21 protein-coding genes are annotated in these 18005 nt (G+C 61.7%); 11 read left to right on the forward strand and 10 right to left on the reverse strand.

Annotation, left to right across the window (positions count from 1 at the left end; translation table 11 throughout):
- Positions 1 to 28: 28 nt before the first annotated feature.
- Entirely contained in the window at positions 29 to 628 is a 600-nt protein-coding gene (locus tag U2H20_RS02780) for a hypothetical protein (RefSeq protein WP_430592981.1), read from the reverse strand.
- Positions 629 to 673: 45 nt separating this feature from the next.
- Positions 674 to 1603, reverse strand: coding sequence for a COX15/CtaA family protein (locus U2H20_RS02785; RefSeq protein WP_430592982.1), 930 nt, complete (start codon positions 1601 to 1603; stop codon positions 674 to 676).
- 227 nt (positions 1604 to 1830) lie between these two features.
- Here U2H20_RS02785 and sufB point away from each other — a divergent pair, with 227 nt between their 5' ends.
- From sufB to U2H20_RS02810, 5 genes are read left to right on the forward strand one after another with little or no spacing between them, the layout of a single operon-like run.
- On the forward strand, positions 1831 to 3249 hold the full coding sequence (sufB, locus tag U2H20_RS02790; RefSeq protein WP_430592983.1) for a Fe-S cluster assembly protein SufB: 1419 nt from the start codon (positions 1831 to 1833) through the stop codon (positions 3247 to 3249).
- Positions 3250 to 4446, forward strand: a complete 1197-nt coding sequence (gene sufD / locus U2H20_RS02795) for a Fe-S cluster assembly protein SufD (RefSeq protein WP_430592984.1) — start codon at positions 3250 to 3252, stop codon at positions 4444 to 4446.
- The gene (locus U2H20_RS02800; protein ID WP_430592985.1) at positions 4443 to 4802 is read left to right on the forward strand and encodes a non-heme iron oxygenase ferredoxin subunit; all 360 of its coding nucleotides are present in this window, start codon (positions 4443 to 4445) and stop codon (positions 4800 to 4802) included. The genes sufD and U2H20_RS02800 overlap by 4 nt, the downstream gene beginning before the upstream one ends.
- Positions 4799 to 5557, forward strand: a complete 759-nt coding sequence (gene sufC, locus U2H20_RS02805; protein WP_430592986.1) for a Fe-S cluster assembly ATPase SufC — start codon at positions 4799 to 4801, stop codon at positions 5555 to 5557. Before U2H20_RS02800 ends, sufC begins: the two co-directional genes overlap by 4 nt.
- A 3-nt stretch (positions 5558 to 5560) precedes the next feature.
- On the forward strand, positions 5561 to 5893 hold the full coding sequence (locus U2H20_RS02810) for a metal-sulfur cluster assembly factor (RefSeq protein ID WP_430592987.1): 333 nt from the start codon (positions 5561 to 5563) through the stop codon (positions 5891 to 5893).
- 84 nt (positions 5894 to 5977) lie between these two features.
- Here the strand turns inward: U2H20_RS02810 and U2H20_RS02815 are convergent, their stop codons facing one another.
- Positions 5978 to 7423, reverse strand: coding sequence for a DHA2 family efflux MFS transporter permease subunit (locus tag U2H20_RS02815; RefSeq protein WP_430592988.1), 1446 nt, complete (start codon positions 7421 to 7423; stop codon positions 5978 to 5980).
- A gap of 71 nt (positions 7424 to 7494) precedes the next feature.
- Positions 7495 to 8127, reverse strand: a complete 633-nt coding sequence (locus U2H20_RS02820; protein WP_430592989.1) for a biotin transporter BioY — start codon at positions 8125 to 8127, stop codon at positions 7495 to 7497.
- A gap of 146 nt (positions 8128 to 8273) precedes the next feature.
- Between U2H20_RS02820 and U2H20_RS02825 the strand changes: the two genes are divergently transcribed.
- Together U2H20_RS02825 and U2H20_RS02830 are read left to right on the forward strand one after the other, a co-directional pair.
- Positions 8274 to 9887 carry an ABC-F family ATP-binding cassette domain-containing protein gene (locus U2H20_RS02825; RefSeq protein WP_430592990.1) on the forward strand — a complete coding sequence of 538 codons (1614 nt, stop codon included), beginning with the start codon at positions 8274 to 8276 and terminating at the stop codon, positions 9885 to 9887.
- A 4-nt stretch (positions 9888 to 9891) separates the two neighbouring features.
- The gene (locus tag U2H20_RS02830) at positions 9892 to 10560 is read left to right on the forward strand and encodes a trimeric intracellular cation channel family protein (protein WP_430592991.1); all 669 of its coding nucleotides are present in this window, start codon (positions 9892 to 9894) and stop codon (positions 10558 to 10560) included.
- An 83-nt stretch (positions 10561 to 10643) separates the two neighbouring features.
- Here the strand turns inward: U2H20_RS02830 and U2H20_RS02835 are convergent, their stop codons facing one another.
- The 3 genes from U2H20_RS02835 to U2H20_RS02845 all read right to left on the reverse strand — a co-directional run bounded on the left by U2H20_RS02835 (position 10644) and on the right by U2H20_RS02845 (position 12039).
- A complete protein-coding gene (locus U2H20_RS02835; RefSeq protein ID WP_430592992.1) occupies positions 10644 to 11522 on the reverse strand; it encodes an SURF1 family cytochrome oxidase biogenesis protein in 879 nt (292 codons plus the stop codon).
- Positions 11523 to 11524: 2 nt separating this feature from the next.
- Positions 11525 to 11683 carry a hypothetical protein gene (locus tag U2H20_RS02840; RefSeq protein ID WP_430592993.1) on the reverse strand — a complete coding sequence of 53 codons (159 nt, stop codon included), beginning with the start codon at positions 11681 to 11683 and terminating at the stop codon, positions 11525 to 11527.
- A 74-nt stretch (positions 11684 to 11757) separates the two neighbouring features.
- On the reverse strand, positions 11758 to 12039 hold the full coding sequence (locus U2H20_RS02845; protein ID WP_430592994.1) for a DUF3099 domain-containing protein: 282 nt from the start codon (positions 12037 to 12039) through the stop codon (positions 11758 to 11760).
- Between the two features lie 55 nt (positions 12040 to 12094).
- On the opposite strand from U2H20_RS02845, the gene fabG reads away from it, so the two are divergent.
- A complete protein-coding gene (gene fabG, locus U2H20_RS02850; RefSeq protein WP_430592995.1) occupies positions 12095 to 12811 on the forward strand; it encodes a 3-oxoacyl-ACP reductase FabG in 717 nt (238 codons plus the stop codon).
- On the opposite strand, the gene serB is transcribed toward fabG, so the two are convergent.
- Both serB and glgC read right to left on the reverse strand, forming a co-directional pair.
- Positions 12794 to 13435, reverse strand: a complete 642-nt coding sequence (serB, locus tag U2H20_RS02855) for a phosphoserine phosphatase SerB (protein ID WP_430593581.1) — start codon at positions 13433 to 13435, stop codon at positions 12794 to 12796. The genes fabG and serB overlap by 18 nt on opposite strands.
- 5 nt (positions 13436 to 13440) lie before the next feature.
- Positions 13441 to 14676, reverse strand: coding sequence for a glucose-1-phosphate adenylyltransferase (gene glgC, locus U2H20_RS02860; protein ID WP_430592996.1), 1236 nt, complete (start codon positions 14674 to 14676; stop codon positions 13441 to 13443).
- Between the two features lie 58 nt (positions 14677 to 14734).
- Here glgC and glgA point away from each other — a divergent pair, with 58 nt between their 5' ends.
- The 3 genes from glgA to U2H20_RS02875 all read left to right on the forward strand — a co-directional run bounded on the left by glgA (position 14735) and on the right by U2H20_RS02875 (position 17113).
- Complete coding sequence (gene glgA, locus U2H20_RS02865; RefSeq protein ID WP_430592997.1) at positions 14735 to 15949, forward strand: glycogen synthase; 1215 nt, start codon at positions 14735 to 14737, stop codon at positions 15947 to 15949.
- A gap of 4 nt (positions 15950 to 15953) precedes the next feature.
- Positions 15954 to 16745 carry an ABC transporter ATP-binding protein gene (locus tag U2H20_RS02870; protein WP_430592998.1) on the forward strand — a complete coding sequence of 264 codons (792 nt, stop codon included), beginning with the start codon at positions 15954 to 15956 and terminating at the stop codon, positions 16743 to 16745.
- A 119-nt stretch (positions 16746 to 16864) separates the two neighbouring features.
- Positions 16865 to 17113 (forward strand): type B 50S ribosomal protein L31, encoded by a 249-nt coding sequence (locus U2H20_RS02875; protein WP_430592999.1) that lies wholly within the window; start codon positions 16865 to 16867, stop codon positions 17111 to 17113.
- A 110-nt stretch (positions 17114 to 17223) separates the two neighbouring features.
- Here the strand turns inward: U2H20_RS02875 and U2H20_RS02880 are convergent, their stop codons facing one another.
- Positions 17224 to 17925 (reverse strand): exonuclease domain-containing protein, encoded by a 702-nt coding sequence (locus U2H20_RS02880; protein WP_430593000.1) that lies wholly within the window; start codon positions 17923 to 17925, stop codon positions 17224 to 17226.
- Positions 17926 to 18005: the final 80 nt, after the last annotated feature.

Genomic DNA, 18005 nt, shown 5'->3' on the forward strand with positions numbered 1-18005 from the left:
AGCGGGGCTCTCATCATGAACGAGGCAATTACTGCCAGGTCACTGGTGAGTCGAAGTAGAGGTTCTCTGGATCGATGAACTGCTCGTTGTAGCCGTGGTTCGGGTAAATCACGCCGGTGATCGGCTTCCCAGCATCTGCTGAACCGATGAAGCAGGTGACTTCCGAAGCGGTGTCTGCGTCGTATCCGGCGAGGTTGAGCTCACAGGCGTTCGAGACCTCTTCGCTGATCGAGGCGATGCCTTCGGTGACGACATATTGTGCGTCGGTTCCGTCTTCGTAAATCGGGTAGAGCGCGATCTGCGGACGTTCGTCCTCGTTCGTACCCTCTGGGTACTGGAACTGCGTCACGATCAAGTAGGGGGTCTGACCAGCGAAGGTCTCAGCGTCAGCTTCGTTCCAGAAGGACTCGTCCTTTTCGATGATGTCGAGGACGGTCACTCCAACGGTTGCGCCGTCGGCGTCAACCCATGCCGGTGCTTCAAACGCGAGCGTGGTGCCAGGCTCAGTGATTTCACCGGCTGCTCCGAGGTCGACCGCTGCGACATCTGGTTCACCGGCGGAACAACCGGTCAGGACAAGTGCGGAGGCCGCAAGAACGGCTGCGGACAGGATGGTGCTTCGACGCATTTCTGCTCTTTCTCTCGTTGAGGACGCACCTAATGTACGCCTCGGCTACGCGCCCGACCTGAGTGGTGTCTGAGTGTCCACTGGATGAGCGGTGCGAATCACGGAATCCCTGTTCTCGCTCGAACCCCGCAGACTCAACACCGTGGAGGCGCAGGCAACCGTAGCGATGCAGGAAAGGAACATATGAATGCCGACCAGCAGGACCGGCAGACCCGTGTTCGCCTGGATCAAGCCGACAGCGATTTGCGCGACGAGCACGATGACGAAGCCGAGCGAAGCCCACTTGTGACGGCGTGGTCCGTCTCGGAACGCGAGAATCATCTGCACCAGCACGACCGCGAAGAGCGCATACGCGGGCCACGAGTGGAAGTGCTGGAGCAAGACTGAGTCGAGTCCGTTCCTCGCAACGCCGCCATCACCGGCGTGGGGACCGGAGCCCGTCGTGAGGATTCCGACGAACACCGTGATCGCGAACAGTCCGCTTGCGGCGTGGGTCAGGATTCGCTGAATCGGGGAGCCCAGCTTCGTTGCACCTTTTCGTCCGAACCAGACCCGCCACACCAGGAGCGTCGAGATCGCAACCAGCACGATCGAGAGCACGAAGTGAATGCCGACCGTGTCGGGACGCAAGTGCATCCACACGACGACCGCACCGATGAGCGCCTGCACGATGGTGAGGAGCACGACCAACAGCGAAGCGATGAACACATCCGAGCGCGAACGTCGGGCAAGCAGTGCGAACACGAACATGACGAGGGCGGTCGCCAGGACAACGCCTCCCATCACGCGGTTGGCGAACTCGATGATCCCGTGGATTCCGAGTTCAGGAGTGGGCGCGAATGAGCCTTCCGTGCAATACGGCCATGTATCGCAACCAAGTCCTGAGCCGGTGAGGCGCACAGCGCCTCCCGTGACAACGATGACGATCTGGGTGACTAGGACCGCAATGCTTGCGATCCGGTACCTCTTGCCCACGGTTTCCTTCCATTGACCTCTTGGTCACGTGTGTTTCTCGGATTCGGCAGGTAGACTACGAAGTATCCGAATCCGGTTCTCTCACGCTTTGCGCGCATCGTTGTGCGTCAGCGTCGCTTCCAAGTATGACGCGAGTCGACCGTGAGATATCGCCTCTTGCCGCATGACGGAATGTTGTGCAGCTTTGAGACGTTGGATTCAGTGAATGTATACAGAGGGGGAGAAGCATGTCCGATGTGCTCATTGATCGTCCCGAGCTCGAAGGCCTTGGCCAGTACGAGTTTGGTTGGCACGACTCCGACGCTGCTGGAGACACCGCGAAGCGCGGGCTCAGCACTGCCGTCGTCGAGAACATTAGCGCTCTCAAGTCTGAGCCCGAATGGATGAAGAAGAAGCGCTTGAAGGCGCTCGCTCTGTTCGAACGGAAGCCAATGCCGACCTGGGGTGCAGACCTCTCGGGCATCGACTTCGACAACATCAAGTACTTTGTGCGCTCGACCGAAAAGCAGGCGCAAACCTGGGAAGACCTTCCAGAAGACATTCGCAACACCTACGACCGTCTTGGAATCCCCGAGGCGGAGCGTCAGCGACTCGTCGCCGGCGTGGCAGCGCAGTACGAGTCTGAGGTCGTCTACCACCAGATCCACGAAGACCTCGAACGTCAAGGTGTCATCTTCATGGACACCGACACTGCACTTCGCGAGCACCCGGAGTTCTTCACGGAGTACTTCGGCAGTGTGATCCCAGAGGGCGACAACAAGTTCGCAGCGTTGAACGCCGCTGTCTGGTCGGGCGGTTCCTTCGTCTATGTGCCACCGGGTGTTCACGTCGAAATCCCATTGCAGGCCTACTTCCGCATCAACACGGAGAACATGGGTCAGTTCGAGCGCACGCTCATCATTGCGGACGAGGGCTCGTACGTGCACTACATCGAGGGCTGCACGGCTCCGATCTACTCGAGTGACTCCCTGCACTCCGCCGTCGTCGAGATCATCGTGAAGAAGAACGCTCGCGTTCGATACACGACGATCCAGAACTGGTCGAACAACGTGTACAACCTCGTCACGAAGCGTGCGATCGCGCACGAAGGCGCGACCATGGAATGGATCGATGGCAACATCGGCTCGAAGGTCACGATGAAGTACCCGTCGATCTTCCTCGCCGGCGAACGCGCAAAGGGCGAGACGCTGTCCGTCGCGTTCGCAGGTCCAGGTCAGCACCAGGACGCCGGCGCGAAGATGATCCACATGGCGCCGTACACGACATCTTCGATCGTTTCGAAGTCGATTGCTCGTGGGGGAGGACGCGCCGGGTACCGCGGCGAAGTCCGCGTCGATGCTGGTGCGCACCATTCTGCGAACACGGTTCGTTGCGACGCCCTCCTGGTCGACACGATCTCCAGGTCCGACACCTACCCTGCGATCGACATCCGGGTGGACGACGTGCAGTTGGGTCACGAGGCAACGGTTTCGAAGGTCAGTGAAGAGCAGCTCTTCTACCTCATGAGCCGCGGCCTCGAAGAAGACGAGGCAATGGCGACCATCGTCCGCGGCTTCATCGAGCCGATTGCTCGAGAACTGCCTATGGAATACGCACTTGAGCTCAACAAGCTCATCGAAATGAGCATGGAAGGATCCGTCGGCTAAATGACCGCGACCACAGTCACTCCAACACCATTTGTTCCGATCCAGACGCGTTCGGAGCGCCCTGCCTCATTCGATCCCGAGTTCTTCTCGAAGCCAACGATCCGTGAGGCCAACTGGAAGCTTTCGGACCTCGCTCGGCTCGCGCCTCTTTTCGAGGCGGCTCCGAGCGATGACCGTGAGGGCGACCCTGCAGTAGCGGTCGATCTCTCACAGGTTCCAGCCGAGGTGCTCGCACCAGGACTCGCGCAGGGTGAAGCGCCACGCGGCACGGTGCTGATCCCAGAGGATCTGCCGTCGGCGATCGCTTCAGCGCACACTGCGTCGGCAACGCATCTTCGCGTTCCGAAGAACACACAGTTCGCAGAACCGATCACCGTGCAGTTGACGGGTGCAGGCTCGACCCGCCGGAGCAACCAGCACTTCGTGCTCGAAGCGCTGCCTGGCTCAGAGGCGACGATCGTGCTCGAGCACCGAGGCAGCGCGCTGCTCACGCAGAACGTCGAAATCCTCGTGCACGACACCGCTCGTCTCACCGTGATCTCGGTGCAGGAGTGGGACGACGAAGCGGTCCACGCCTCAGCGCACACCGCGACCGTCGGTGCAGCTGCGTTCCTTCGCCACATCGTCGTCACGTTCGGTGGCGGCGCGGTTCGGTTGAACCCGAGCCTGCACCTGAGCGGCAGCGGAGCCGAGGGCGAAATGTACGGTCTCGCGTTCGCCGACGCTGGTCAGCACCTCGAAAGCCAGGTGTACTTGCACCACGATGGCCCGCACACCCGCGGCGACGTGCTCTACAAGGGCGCCCTGCAGGGAACGAACGCGCGCACCGTGTGGATTGGCGATGTGCTCATCGGCCCAGACGCTGTCGGAACCGATTCCTACGAAGCGAACCGCAACCTGGTGCTCACTGATGGCGCCCGCGCTGACAGCATCCCGAACCTCGAGATCGAAACGGGCGACATCCAGGGTGCCGGTCACGCCTCTGCAACCGGTCGTTTCGATGACGAACAGCTGTTCTATCTCGAGTCACGCGGAGTTCCCGAAGAGCAGGCACGACGCCTCGTCGTGCTCGGCTTCCTGATGGAGATCGTGCAGAAGCTCGGCGTTGCAGCCCTCGAAGAGCGGCTCGCGAAGAGCATCGACCACGAGTTGGCTCGCGGTGCAGGGTTGCCGCTCGCATCGAAGGCTGGTGCATGAGCCAAGGAGTTCGCGTCGCAGCGGTCGACGAAATTCAACTCACCGAGCCCAAGCGTGTGGAGGTCTCGGGTGTTGCCGTCGCGCTCGTGAAAGACTCCGCCGGGGTCATTCACGCGCTCGGCGACACATGCACGCACGGAGAGATCTCTCTCTCCGAAGGGTTCGTCGAGGACGACACGCTTGAATGTTGGGCGCATGGCTCGCGATTCTCGCTTCGTACCGGACACCCATTGAACTTGCCGGCGTATGAGCCGGTTCCCGTTTTCCCAGTCAACATTGTCGGCGATGAAGTCTTCGTCGACGTCCAGAATCCAATCGTGCCCGACGCTGCGTCGGCAGAGGGAGGAACAGCATGAGCGTTCTCGAAGTCAAAGACCTGCACGTTTCAATCGAAACCGATCAGGGTGTCAAGCAGATCCTGAAGGGTGTCGACGTCACCATCAAGGAAGGTGAAATCCACGCGATCATGGGGCCGAACGGCTCAGGCAAGTCAACGCTTGCGTACACGATTGCTGGCCACCCTCGCTACAAGGTCGACAGCGGTTCCATCACCCTCGACGGTGAAGACGTGCTCGAGATGAGCGTCGACGAGCGTGCCCGCGCAGGTCTCTTCCTCGCGATGCAGTACCCGGTCGAAATCCCCGGTGTCACGGTGTCGAACTTCCTGCGTACCGCGAAGACCGCGGTGAGCGGCGAAGCGCCGAAGATCCGGGAATGGATCGGCGAGGTCCGTGGCGCGATGGAAGCACTGCGTATGGACTCGACCTTCTCGGAGCGCAACGTGAACGAGGGCTTCTCCGGTGGAGAAAAGAAGCGCCACGAGATCTTGCAGCTCGAACTGCTCAAGCCGAAGTTCGCCGTGCTCGATGAGACCGACTCGGGTCTCGACGTTGACGCCCTCCGCATCGTGAGCGAAGGCGTGAACCGAGTCAAGGAGAACACCGGACTCGGTGTGCTCTTGATCACGCACTACACGCGCATCCTCCGATACATCAAGCCAGACTTCGTGCACGTCTTCGTCGACGGCAAGGTTGCGGAGCGCGGCGGCGCCGAACTTGCTGACCGTCTTGAAGAAGAGGGCTACGATCGTTTCACGCAAACGAAGGTGTGATCAATGACAGTCGCAGAACTTTCCGCAGACAAGTTTGACGAGGTCACAGAAGGCCTCAAGAACGTCGTCGACCCTGAGCTCGACGTCAACATCGTCGACCTCGGCCTCATCTACGACCTCGCGTGGGACACCGAGCACGACGCGCTCGTGCTCTCCATGACGCTCACGAGCGCCGGATGCCCACTGACGGACGTCATCGAGGCGGAGATCGCTGAGAAGCTCGACGGGATCGTCGAACGCTTCCGGATCAACTGGGTCTGGATGCCACCGTGGGGTCCGGAACGGATCACCGAAGACGGCCGTGAAATGATGCGCGCTCTCGGGTTCACGATCTAGTTCTCGGCACGCAGCACAATAGAAAGCGCCTGTGCTTCCTACAACGGAAGCACAGGCGCTTTCTCGTGCGCAGCGCAGCGCTCGTTACGTTGTGACCGACTGCGCTTCAGTCTCCGTCGTACGAGGCGCTCGACCCAACTGCTCGAGCGTCGGAGCCTTCCAGAAGAACGCGACCGACATTCCGACGAGCGCCACCGCAGCGGGCACGAGAATCGCAATCGCCATCGACTCTGCAAAGGGAGCAAGGTCTGCGGGTGGAATCGGGGTCGTGGCGTGCAGCAGACCCTCACCGCTCGGCCCGAGCGTTCGCACCAGTTGCGCCGCGAGAACCGCAGTGACCACAGCAGAGCCCAGCACCGCACCAACTTGGCGCGTCGTGTTGTACACGCCAGATCCCGCTCCGGCCCGTTCAGGTGGGAGGTTTCGGGTGGCGGTGAGTGAGATCGGGCCCCACATGCATGCGTTCGCGAACCCGAGGAGGACCGAGGGCAGCAGCATCCACAGCAATGGCGAGTTCGAGACGAACATGGCCGCGTACATCAACAGAGCGATCGCAAGCATGCTGAGTCCGAAGATCGCGACGCCCTTCGGGTTCCGCGACTGCACGTACCGTCCGACGAACGGCGCAAGCACGCCCGAGAGCACCGCGGAGGGGGCGAACATGAGCGCGGATTCTGCAGCGGTTAAGCCGCGGCCGCTCTGGAAGTAGAGCACGAGCGGAATCGGCATGGCGGTAATCACGAAGCCGACCGTGACGATGCAGACGTTCGCGAGCGAGAAGTTTCGATCCCGAAAGAGAACAGGCGGGGTCAAGGGTGCGGAGGACTTCTGCTGCCACCAGATGAACGCCATCAGAACCAGCACACCGAATGCGATGAGGCCGAGAACCGGAAGCGACCAGTTGAACGTTTCACCCTCCTGAATCCCGAACACGATCGAGAAGAGCGCAACCGCGCTCAGGAGCACTCCGAACCAATCAAAGCGATGTGCGCGGCTCGACAGGCGCGGCACCCACATCACGGCGAGCACGAAGCCGATCACGCCGATCGGCACGTTGATGATGAAGATCCATTCCCAACCCGGGCCAGTCACGAGGAGACCGCCGAGGATTGGACCAACCAACGTTGCCAGTCCTGCGATGCCGCCCCAGAGCCCCATTGCCGTCCCGCGACGATGCGGAGGGAACATTCGCGTGATCACCGTCATGGTCTGCGGAGTCATGAGTGCGGCCGCCAGCCCCTGCGCAACCCGAGCAAGGATCAAACTCGTGATGTCGCCAGCGAGTCCGCACCACAGCGACGCCGCGGTGAATCCGAGCAGGCCGATCAGATACAGGCGGCGGGGCCCGAAGCGATCGCCGAGACGTCCGGTGATGAGGAGTGGAACAACGTAGGCGAGCAGGTACGCGCTCGTCACCCACATCACCTGCGTGATCTCGGCGTCGAACGCCTGGAGCAGCGCCGGTGTGGCAACCGAGACGATCGTCGAATCGACGAGGATCATGAAGAAGCCGATGACGAGTGCCCACATCGCACGCCAAGGCCGGTCGACACTTTCGTGTTCGACCGGCCTCGGTGTAGTGGAAGATCCGGGGTTCGTGGCTATTCCTTTGCGTCGCGTCGAGCGTCGAAGTCGCGGACTGTTTTCCAGAGGAGCGGGATCAGCGCGGCTGCGATGAGCGCCTTGATGATGCCACCGGGAATGAACGGCACGAGTCCGACCATGAGCGTCTGCGACGCGTCGAGGCCGAGGGTCGCTGCGAGCCAGGGGAGTCCGATGATGAAGGGAACTGCACTTCCCGCGAAGTATGCGAGGGTCGCCCATTTGAAGTTACGGTCCCAACGACGCTGCGCGAGCCATCCGGTGATGAATGCAGCGAAGATGAACCCGATGATGAACCCACCGGAGGGGCTCATGAACGCCGCGATCCCTGATGCACCGCTCTGGAAGACGGGAGCGCCGAGCAGACCGATGATGGCGTACAGCGTCAAGGAGGCTGCACCGCGCCAAGCACCGAGCGCGGAACCGACGACGAGGACCGCGAGGGTCTGGCCGGTGATCGGGACCGGGTACAGCGGAATGAAGACCTGCGCCATGAGCGCGGTGAACAGTGCGCCGCCTGCGATGAGGGCAACGTTGCCGGCTGCATATGCGGCCTGGCTGCGGACTGCTGGTCCGCGAACGGGCAGAACTCGATCAGCGAGCGTTGTGCCGCCAAGAGCAAGTGAAGTCATGTGATTCCCTTTCAGGGCGATCCATCAGACGGTGGATAGGTGTTCTCTAGATATACTAAGAGGCTGTAGATGCCATCCGTGAGGCAACCGCCGTTTCAAGACACAATCGCATCAAAATTTCCCTCCAACGAATTGAGCTCTTCGCCATGATTTCCGTCAGTGATTTTGAACTGAACGTGGGTGCACGCATGCTCATGAGCGATGTCTCGTTCCGCGTTGAAAAGGGCGACAAGATAGGCCTCGTCGGTCGAAACGGCGCCGGCAAGACCACGATGACGAAGGTGCTCGCCGGAGTCACCGACGACCGCGACGGCCATTCCTTCACCGGGACGATCGAACGCTCCGGAGAGATCGGCTACCTGCCACAGGATCCGCGCACGGGCGATCCCGAACAGACAGCGCGAACCAGAATCCTCGATGCACGTGGTCTTGGTTCCCTCGTCCTCGGTCTCCGGAAGGCGACAGACGAAATGGCAAGCTCTGATCCTTCGGTCTCTGCCGCTGCAATGTCGACCTACAGCAAGCTTGAGGACCGCTTTCTCGCACTCGGCGGGTACGCCGCCGAAGCCGAAGGTGCCGCGATCGCCTCGAACCTGCAGCTTCCCGAGCGAATTCTCGATCAGCCTCTCAACACTCTCTCGGGTGGTCAGCGACGGCGAATCGAGCTGGCGCGTATCTTGTTCTCCGGCGCCGACACCATGCTGCTCGACGAACCGACGAACCACCTCGACGCCGACAGCGTCGTGTGGCTGCGAGAATTCCTGAAGGGATATCAGGGCGGACTCGTCATCATCAGTCACGATGTGCAGCTGGTCGAGGAGACGGTCAACCGAGTGTTCTATCTCGATGCGAACCGGCAGGTCATCGACATTTACAACATGACGTGGCGCAACTACCAGAAGCAGCGAGAGTCCGACGAACAACGCCGAAAGCGCGAGCGTGCGAACGTCGAGAAGCAAGCGGGTGTGCTCCAGATGCAGGCCGCAAAGATGGGCGCGAAAGCGTCAAAGGCCGTCGCGTCCAAGCAGATGGCTCGTCGCGCCGAACAAATGCTCGCTGGACTCGACGAGGTGCGCGCAACCGAACGCGTTGCGAAGCTCCGCTTCCCGAAGCCTGCGGCATGTGGGCGCACACCGCTGCAAGCGAGCGACCTCTCGAAGTCCTACGGTTCACTGGAGATCTTCACGGCCGTCGACCTCGCGATCGACCGAGGTTCAAAAGTGGTCGTGCTCGGATTGAACGGCGCCGGGAAGACGACGCTCCTTCGTATGCTCGCGGGTGTGAGCGAGCCAGACACCGGCGAAATCGTGCCGGGCCACGGCCTCCGAATCGGGTACTACGCCCAGGAGCACGAAACACTCGACGTGAAGCGATCGGTGCTGCAGAACATGCTCACCGCATCGCCGGAACTCACGGAGATGGAAGCCCGCCGAGTACTCGGTTCCTTCCTGTTCACCGGCGACGACGGACACAAGCCCGCGGGAGTGCTCTCCGGAGGCGAGAAGACCCGCCTCAGCCTCGCAATGCTCGTCGTAAGCGCCGCCAACGTTCTGCTGCTCGATGAGCCGACGAACAACCTGGACCCGGCCAGCCGCGAAGAAATCCTGTCGGCGCTTGCCGGGTACGAGGGTGCGGTCGTCCTCGTCAGCCACGACGAGGGTGCGGTCGAAGCGCTCAACCCAGAGCGCGTGCTCATCATGCCCGACGGCACCGAGGATCACTGGAACCCCGGGTACCTCGACCTCATCGGTTTGGCGTAGCCCGATGGATTGGCCCTGGTTCGGTCTCGCGAACACGATCTTCGTTGCGATCGGCGTGTTCACCTTCTCGATTTCCGGCGCGCTCCTCGCCGTCGAAAAGCGTATGGATGTCGTCGGCATGCTCGGGCTTGCCGCGATCACTGCCGTCGGCGGCGGAGTGATTCGCGATCTCCTCATCGGGGCCCCACCCGTTGCGTTCGTCGACGTCTGGATGATCGGTATGGCGATGCTCGGCGCAGTCGCGGTGCTGTTCCTCAATCGCGTCATGCAAAAGCTCGAGAAGCCCGTGCTCGTCTTCGATGCGGTCGGGCTCGGAATCTTCTGTGTGCAGGCGACCATCAAGGCCATGGAGTACGGCTTCAATGCCTGGGGTGCAGTGCTCATCGGCACGATCACCGGCATCGGAGGAGGGATTCTCCGCGACGTGCTCGCGAATGACATCCCCGCCGTCTTCCGCCGCGAATCACGCCTATACCTGGTGCCTGCGCTCGTCGGGGCCGGTCTCACCGCACTGCTGGTCGAGCTCGGCTTCGGAACTCCGCTCGCCCTTGCGCCCGTTGCGGTGCTCGTCGTCGTCGTGCGCCTGCTCTCCGAGGCCTTCGACTGGCGGATGCCGCACCCGAAGACGACCCTCATCCAGGTCGTTGCAGAGCAGAGCCGGAACCAGCGATAACCTCGAAGCGCTCGGTCGCGGCAGCACTCCTCGTCTGACCGACTCAGCTGCTTGACGTTGCCCGGGGAGACCCCCGCGGCGCCCTAGCGGCTCGCCGGACCGCCGTGGAGCACTTCTGCTTCTTCGTCGAGAATCTCATCCTCGACGTCTGCATCGATGCCGTAATCTCGTCGTTTGGTTCGCACGATCTTCGGACGGTTCTCCGCGATCGCTGCGGCGCTCTCGGATTCGTCTTCACTCAATCGACGCTGTTCCTGCCGGAGCGCCCAGAAGAAGCCGATGAAGCCCATGAGCGCGAAGACGAACCACTGGAAGGTGTACGAGAGGTGCGGGCCCTCATCGAGCACCGGGCGGACCGCCGGAGCGACATCGGCCGGGAAGGCGCCGTTTTCGCTCACGAGAAGTCCATACGCACCGGTGTAGGTCGGGAGCGACTGCGTTTGTGCGAGCGTTGGCAGGTTCACGCTGACCACTTGCCCCTCGGGGGCGCCGCGACCGACGATGTCACCTTCATTTTGGCGGAGACGTGCGACCACCGTGACCTCGTCTTCAGGAATCACGGGCTCGGACTCGGGAAGGCCGACGGTCGTTCCCTCGACGATGAAACCCCGATCAATATAGAAAATAGTCCCCACGGTGGTTTGGAACGGCACGAGTACGTTGAAACCGATCTGCGAACCACGAACGCGCCCACGGATGTACAGCGCTTCGTCTACGAGGTACTCACCCTCGACGAGTACCGGCACCCACTGGTCGTCCTCGTCATAGGAGTCGATTTCGGGCAGCACGCTCGAGAGCGGGCTCGGGTCGAGTTCGTAGTTGCGCTCGAGACGATCGATTGCCGCAACTGCCTCCTCGCGCCGATTCCACTGCCAAGCGCCGAACGCACAGCACACGATCGCAAAGAGCGTCGTGAGAGCGAGATACCCGAGCCATCGACTCGAGCGGAGCAGAGCGAGCACGACTAGCCTTCGATGCTTTCCAACTGAATACCGAATGGCGTGATCGCAACCGGGAAGCCTCGGCTCGACAGGTAGTCATAGAGAAAGTCGCGGTGCTCCTCGCATGCCGCCCAAACTTTGACCCGTGACTCGTCGTGAATCTTCGGGTTTCGCCAGTTCACGTTCCATGTGGCCTCGGCCTTGCATTCTGCTTTCGAGCACTGCGCGACCCGGGGGACTTCGCCAAAACCAAACATTAGTCCTCGCTTCTGCCAGCCGGAAGCGTGAGCGGCGCTTGCCGTTCAGACCGCATGCCGAGCGGTGATGTCGCATTTGCGATGATGACCGCGAAGTATGGAATGAACACGGCGCCAAGGGCTCCAAGGAGCATCCACCAGCCCGGAAGAACGAAGCAACTCAGGATGCACACGAGCCTGATCCCCATGAGCCAGAAGTAAATCTTCAGACGCCGGTTACTGCTCTCGGCGGGGGATGGGGGAGGTCGGTGATTGAATTCGTGGGTTCCATATTCGCTCACCTTTGATACTACGCCGCCGCGGCTACGATTGAGCACGAACTTTCAAAGGAGATGTATGTCTGCACCAACCGTACGCACCGTTTTGATCACCGGAGGAAACCGGGGGATCGGACGCTCCATCGCTGAGGCCTTCGTCGAGGCCGGGCACCGGGTCGCGGTGACTGCGCGAAGCGGCGAAGGTCCCGCCGGAACGCTCACCGTGCGCGCCGATGTCACCGATGCGGCAAGCATCGATGCGGCCTTCTCTGAGGTCGAGGCAGCGCTCGGGCCGATCGAGGTCGTGGTTGCCAATGCCGGCATCACCCGAGACACGCTCCTCATGCGAATGAGCGAAACGGACTTCTCCGAGGTCGTCGACACCAATCTGACGGGAACCTTCCGCGTCGTGCAGCGCGCGAGTAAGGGCATGATCAAAGCGCGCTTCGGTCGCCTGATCCTGATCTCGAGTGTGATCGGCTTGTTCGGCGGACCCGGTCAAGTGAATTACGCAGCCTCGAAGGCGGGTCTGGTTGGAATCGCCCGGTCGATCACACGAGAAATCGGCTCCCGCGGGATCACCGCGAACGTGGTGGCACCCGGCTTCATCGAGACCGACATGACCGCTGCACTCGCAGAGGAAACCCAAGCGGAGTACAAGAAGAGCATCCCGGCGGGACGATTCGCGCTCCCCGCCGAGGTCGCCAAGACCGTGCTGTGGCTCGCAGGCAACGACGCCGGCTATATTTCCGGCGCGGTCATTCCCGTCGACGGTGGTTTAGGAATGGGCCACTAAGCGAAGGATCGGCAGGAGCTCGCGCATCGAAGGAACATCAACACAGATGTTCGCGGCTGCGCGGGCCGCCGGTTTTCCGCAAAACGAGACGGAGAGACCGGCCGCGCGCATCATCGCGATGTCGTTCGCGCCGTCGCCGATCGCGATCGTACGATGGCGGGGGAGCCCGAGCTCGAGCGCCAGAGCTTCGAGGTACTCGGCTTTTGCAACGCTGTCGATGATCGGCCCACGCGAGCGCCCCGTCAACGTTCCCTCGTGGATCTCGAGCCTGTTCGCACTCCACCGGTCAAGACCGAGGCGTTCGCCGAGTCCGTCGAGGATCTCGTGAAAGCCACCGCTGACCGCCGCAATCGTTCCGCCCTGGGCATGCACGGCTTCGATGAGTTCGGCGACGCCATCTGTGACCCGAACCTCGTCTGCCGCTGCAGCGATCGTCGATTCGGGAAGTCCCTTGAGCGAACGAAGCCGCTCGGCAAGTGACTCAGCAAAATCGAGTTCGCCGCGCATCGCTCGCTCCGTGACCTCCGCGACGTGCGCGAGTGCTTCTGGTCCGGCAGCCTCAGCGAGCAGCTCAATGACCTCGTTTTCGATGAGAGTCGAATCGACATCGAGCAGAACGAGCATGCTCACTAGGAGAGAACCTGCTCGTCTTTCGCCAGAACGGTAATGCCCGAATCGGTCACGGTCAGCCCGCGAGCCCGATCATGGTTCGGATCGACGCCGATGCTGACGCCGGCTCCGATGACGCAGTTCTTGTCGAGAATCGCACGCTGCACGACGGCACCCTCGTGGATCCGACCGTTGTCGAACACCACCGAGTCAGTGACGCTCGCCCCCGAGTCGATGTTCGTCCACGGGCCGATGACACTGCGGTGCACGGTCGCTCCCTGCACGACACAGCCAGGAGAGACGATCGAGTCAACGACGTTCGCGGTCGCCCCGTTCGCGCTTCGGGTGAATTTCGCGGGCGGCGAGTTCAGCTGCTGCGTGTACAGCGGCCACTGACGGTTGTAGAGGTTGAAGATCGGGAGCGCAGAAATGAGATCTTGATGCGCGTCGAAGAAGGAGTCGATCGTTCCGACATCACGCCAGTAATACTTATCGCGGTCAGTAGCCCCGGGTACCGAGTTCGACTGCAGATCGTAGTAATGCGCTTCGCCGCGCTCTACGAACCATGGAACGATGTCGCCGCCCATGTCGTGGTTCGAGGTTCCGAGGTCGCCGTCGGCGACGACGGCTTCGATCAGCGCGTCAGTGTTGAACACGTAGTTGCCCATCGAAGCGAGAATCTCGTTCGGCGAGTCCGGGAGCGCGGTCGGGTTCGCCGGTTTCTCGAGGAACTCGGTGATCCGCGTCGTGCCGCTCTCGGTCTGGATCACGCCGAACTGGTCAGCGAGTTCGATCGGCTGACGAATGCCTGCGATCGTGGCGCGTGCACCCGACTTGATGTGCGCCTCGATCATGTCGCTGAAGTCCATGCGGTAGACGTGGTCTGCGCCGACCACGACGACAATGTCTGGGCGCTCGTCGGTAATGAGGTTCAAGCTCTGCAGGATCGCATCGCCGGAGCCCTGGAACCAGTGCTTCCCGAGCCGCTGCTGCGCCGGCACCGAGGCGATGTACTGATTGAGCATGGTGTCGAGGCGCCACACCTGCGAGACATGGCGGTCGAGACTGTGCGACTTGTACTGAGTCAGAACGACCATCTGTCGGAGTCCCGAGTTCACCAGGTTCGACAGGGCGAAGTCGATGAGCCGATAGACCCCGCCGAAGGGCACTGCCGGCTTTGCGCGGTCCGCGGTCAAGGGCATGAGGCGCTTTCCTTCGCCACCCGCGAGAACAATGCCAAATACTTTCTGAGCCATGGTCGTAAGCCTAAGCCCTCCCTTCCTGGGAAAACAGGGCTGCACTACGCTCAGCAGTGTGCGAATCGATTTAGTGACGAAAGAATATCCGCCAGCGATTTACGGTGGAGCGGGTGTGCACGCGACGGAGCTCGTACGTTCGCTCCGTGAGCTCGTCGACGTGCGAGTCCGATGCTTCGGTGAAGAGCGAGCAGAAGACGGTGTGAATGCCTACGATGTGCCCGCCGAACTCGCCAACGCCAACGCTGCGCTGCAGACGCTCGCGATCGATCTGCAGATCGCGAACGACGTGTCTGGCGCCTCGCTCGTCCACTCCCACACCTGGTACGCCAACGCCGCCGGCATGCTCGCGCAGCAGTTGCACGGAATTCCCCACGTCGTCACCGCTCACAGCCTCGAGCCCTTGCGCCCATGGAAGGCCGAGCAGCTCGGCGGCGGCTATGCCGTGTCGTCCGACATCGAACGGCGCGCGTACGAGAGCGCAGACGCGGTCATCGCGGTCAGTGATGGCATGCGCGCGGACATTCTCCGCTGCTATCCCGCGCTCGATCCTGCGAAGGTGCACACGATCTACAACGGCATTGATCTCGATCGTTGGAATCGAACCGAGAACCCCGAGCGTGCGCGCAGTTTCGGCCTCGATCCCGAGCGTCCCGCGGTGGTCTTCCTCGGAAGGATCACCCGCCAGAAAGGGCTGCCGTATCTCCTGCGCGCGGCTCGACTGTTGCCGCCTGAAGTCCAGCTCGTGCTCTGCGCGGGTGCTCCGGACACGATCGAGTTGCTCTCCGAAGTGCAAGAACTCGTCGCGCAATTGCAGGCAGAACGAGACGGCGTCATCTGGATCGACACGGTGCTCCCGCAGGAGGACCTCGCGGTACTGCTCAGTCACGCGACGCTCTTCGTCTGCCCGAGCATCTACGAACCGCTCGGAATCGTGAACCTCGAAGCGATGGCCTGCGGTGCCCCGGTCGTCGGGACGGCAACCGGAGGTATTCCCGAAGTCATCGACGACGGGGTGACCGGGATCCTCGTGCCGATCGATCAGGCAGACGACGGGACCGGAGTGCCGAACGACCCAGAAACGTTTGTGGCAGATCTGGCAAACGCGATGATCTCCCTGCTTGCCGACCCTGCGCGCGCCCGGGTAATGGGGGAGGCCGGCCGAGAACGTGCGAGGACGAAATTCTCATGGGAGAGCATTGCCCGAGAGACCCTCAGTGTCTACGAGTCGCTCGTGTCTGCACGCGAGGACCAAGCAGGATCGGTACGCTGAAGGAATGGCCAAAGTTCTCGAGTTCGACGGGGTCGACGTCGACCGTTCCGGTAAAAGCATTCTTCGTGGAGTTTCACTCTCGGTTGACGAGAGCGAGCGATGGGTCATCCTTGGGCCAAATGGTGCAGGAAAGTCGACGCTCCTGAACCTCGCGGGTGCAGCAGCGCATCCCACACGTGGCGCAGTCACGATCCTTGGCGAACGGCTCGGCACGACCGACATCTTCGAGCTCCGTCCTCGAATCGGAGTCGCATCGACCGCGCTGGGGCGCCGAATCCCGTCGAACGAAACCGTTCGCAACGTGATCTTGACCGCCGCATACGCGGTCACTGGACGTTGGCGTGAGCGCTACGACAACATCGATGAACTGCGCGCGGACTCCGTGATCGAGCAGTGGAACCTCCAGACGCTTGCCGACCGAACCTTCGGAACGCTCAGCGACGGTGAGCAGAAGCGGGTGCAGATCGCTCGCGCGGTGATGACAGATCCTGAACTTCTGCTCTTCGACGAGCCCGCAGGAAGTCTCGACCTCGGAGCCCGCGAGGCACTGCTCGAGTCGCTTTCAGCGCTCGCTGCTGATCCCGACGCGCCCTCGATCGTCATGGTGACCCACCACGTCGAAGAAATTCCGCCGGGGTTCACGCACGTGCTGCTGCTCTCCGACGGTGGCATCTCTGCTGCTGGACCGCTCCATGCAACCTTGACGAGCGAAAATCTCAGTGCAGCGTTCGGACGGCCACTCGCTATTGAAGAACGAGACGGCCGGTTCTCCGCTCGGGGCGTCTCGGCGCCGTAGACACGCGGTCGAACGCTATTGCGGATCACGAGTGATCCCGTGCTAGCATTGATGTTTGGCTCGCGGCGTTTGTCGCTGAGCAATGACTTCCGTACATTCTGGCCTGAAGAAGGACTCCCATGAAGACCGACCTCCACCCCGAGTACAAGGACATCGTGTTCCGCGATCTCGCGTCCGGCGAGACCTTCCTGACTCGTTCGACGCTCAAGAGCGAAAAGACCATCGAACTCGATGGAACCACCTACCCGGTTCTCGACGTTGAAATCTCCAGCGCATCGCACCCGTTCTACACGGGAAAGCAGCGCATCATGGACTCGGCCGGTCGCGTCGAGAAGTTCAAGAACCGCTACAAGGGCTTCGGCGGATAATTCAGGCCAAAAGAAAAAGGACGACCCTCTCGGGTCGTCCTTTTTTGTTGCGCGACATGAGCAGCCGTGGAGTCGGTGATCGCGAGGTCGAACGCCGCGCCGCGCGATGCCTACTGATGGATCTCGCGCACAGGCCACCCGAGTTCAGGCTGGAAGGTGTGGTCCTTCGTCGTGCGCATCCAATCGGCGAAGCTCTCTGCCTGCTGGGTCGCCCAGCGCTCTTGCTGCGCGTGCAGCTCTGCAAGTGAAATGTCGAGTTCCTTGGAGAACTTCGCAGCGATCGCCTGCGCCAATCTCCCCGCTGCAATAGCGTCGGCAGCCGCATCGTGTGCGCCCTCGAGCGTCACGCCGTAGGTTGCGCAGGACACCTCGAGCGTTCGCTTGCCACGGCGGTACCGATCGAGCGCTTTGTCGATCACGAGCGGATCGATCACCGGCACGGCCGGATCAAGCTTTTCGATCGAGTGTCGGGCGCTCTCCCTTGAGAGCACCGAAAAATCGTATGCGGCGTTGTAGGCGCACACCGGGATGCCCTGTTGCAGGAGATCACGAAGCGTCGACACGATCGCTGTGACGACGCCTGCAGCCGGCACCCCTTCTGCAATTGCGCGTTCGGTGGTGACCCCGTGGATCGCACTCGCAGCCGCAGGAATTTCAACGCCGGGATTCGCAAGCCAGGACCACTGCTCGATGACTTCACCGGCGCCGTTCAGGATTCCGATAAAGGCAGTGACAATCCTCGCCTCGTGTGGATCAACGCCCGTCGTTTCGAGATCAAACACAGCAATTCGAGAAGTCCAAGCCGCAGTCATGTCTTCAGCCTATCCACGAACACCGACAGTGTTCATGCCGCACGCGAGCCGCATCGTTCGTGCACAGTCTCACGGTTTAG

Source organism: Humidisolicoccus flavus (assembly GCF_045689595.1).
Lineage (GTDB): Bacteria > Actinomycetota > Actinomycetes > Actinomycetales > Microbacteriaceae > Humidisolicoccus > Humidisolicoccus flavus.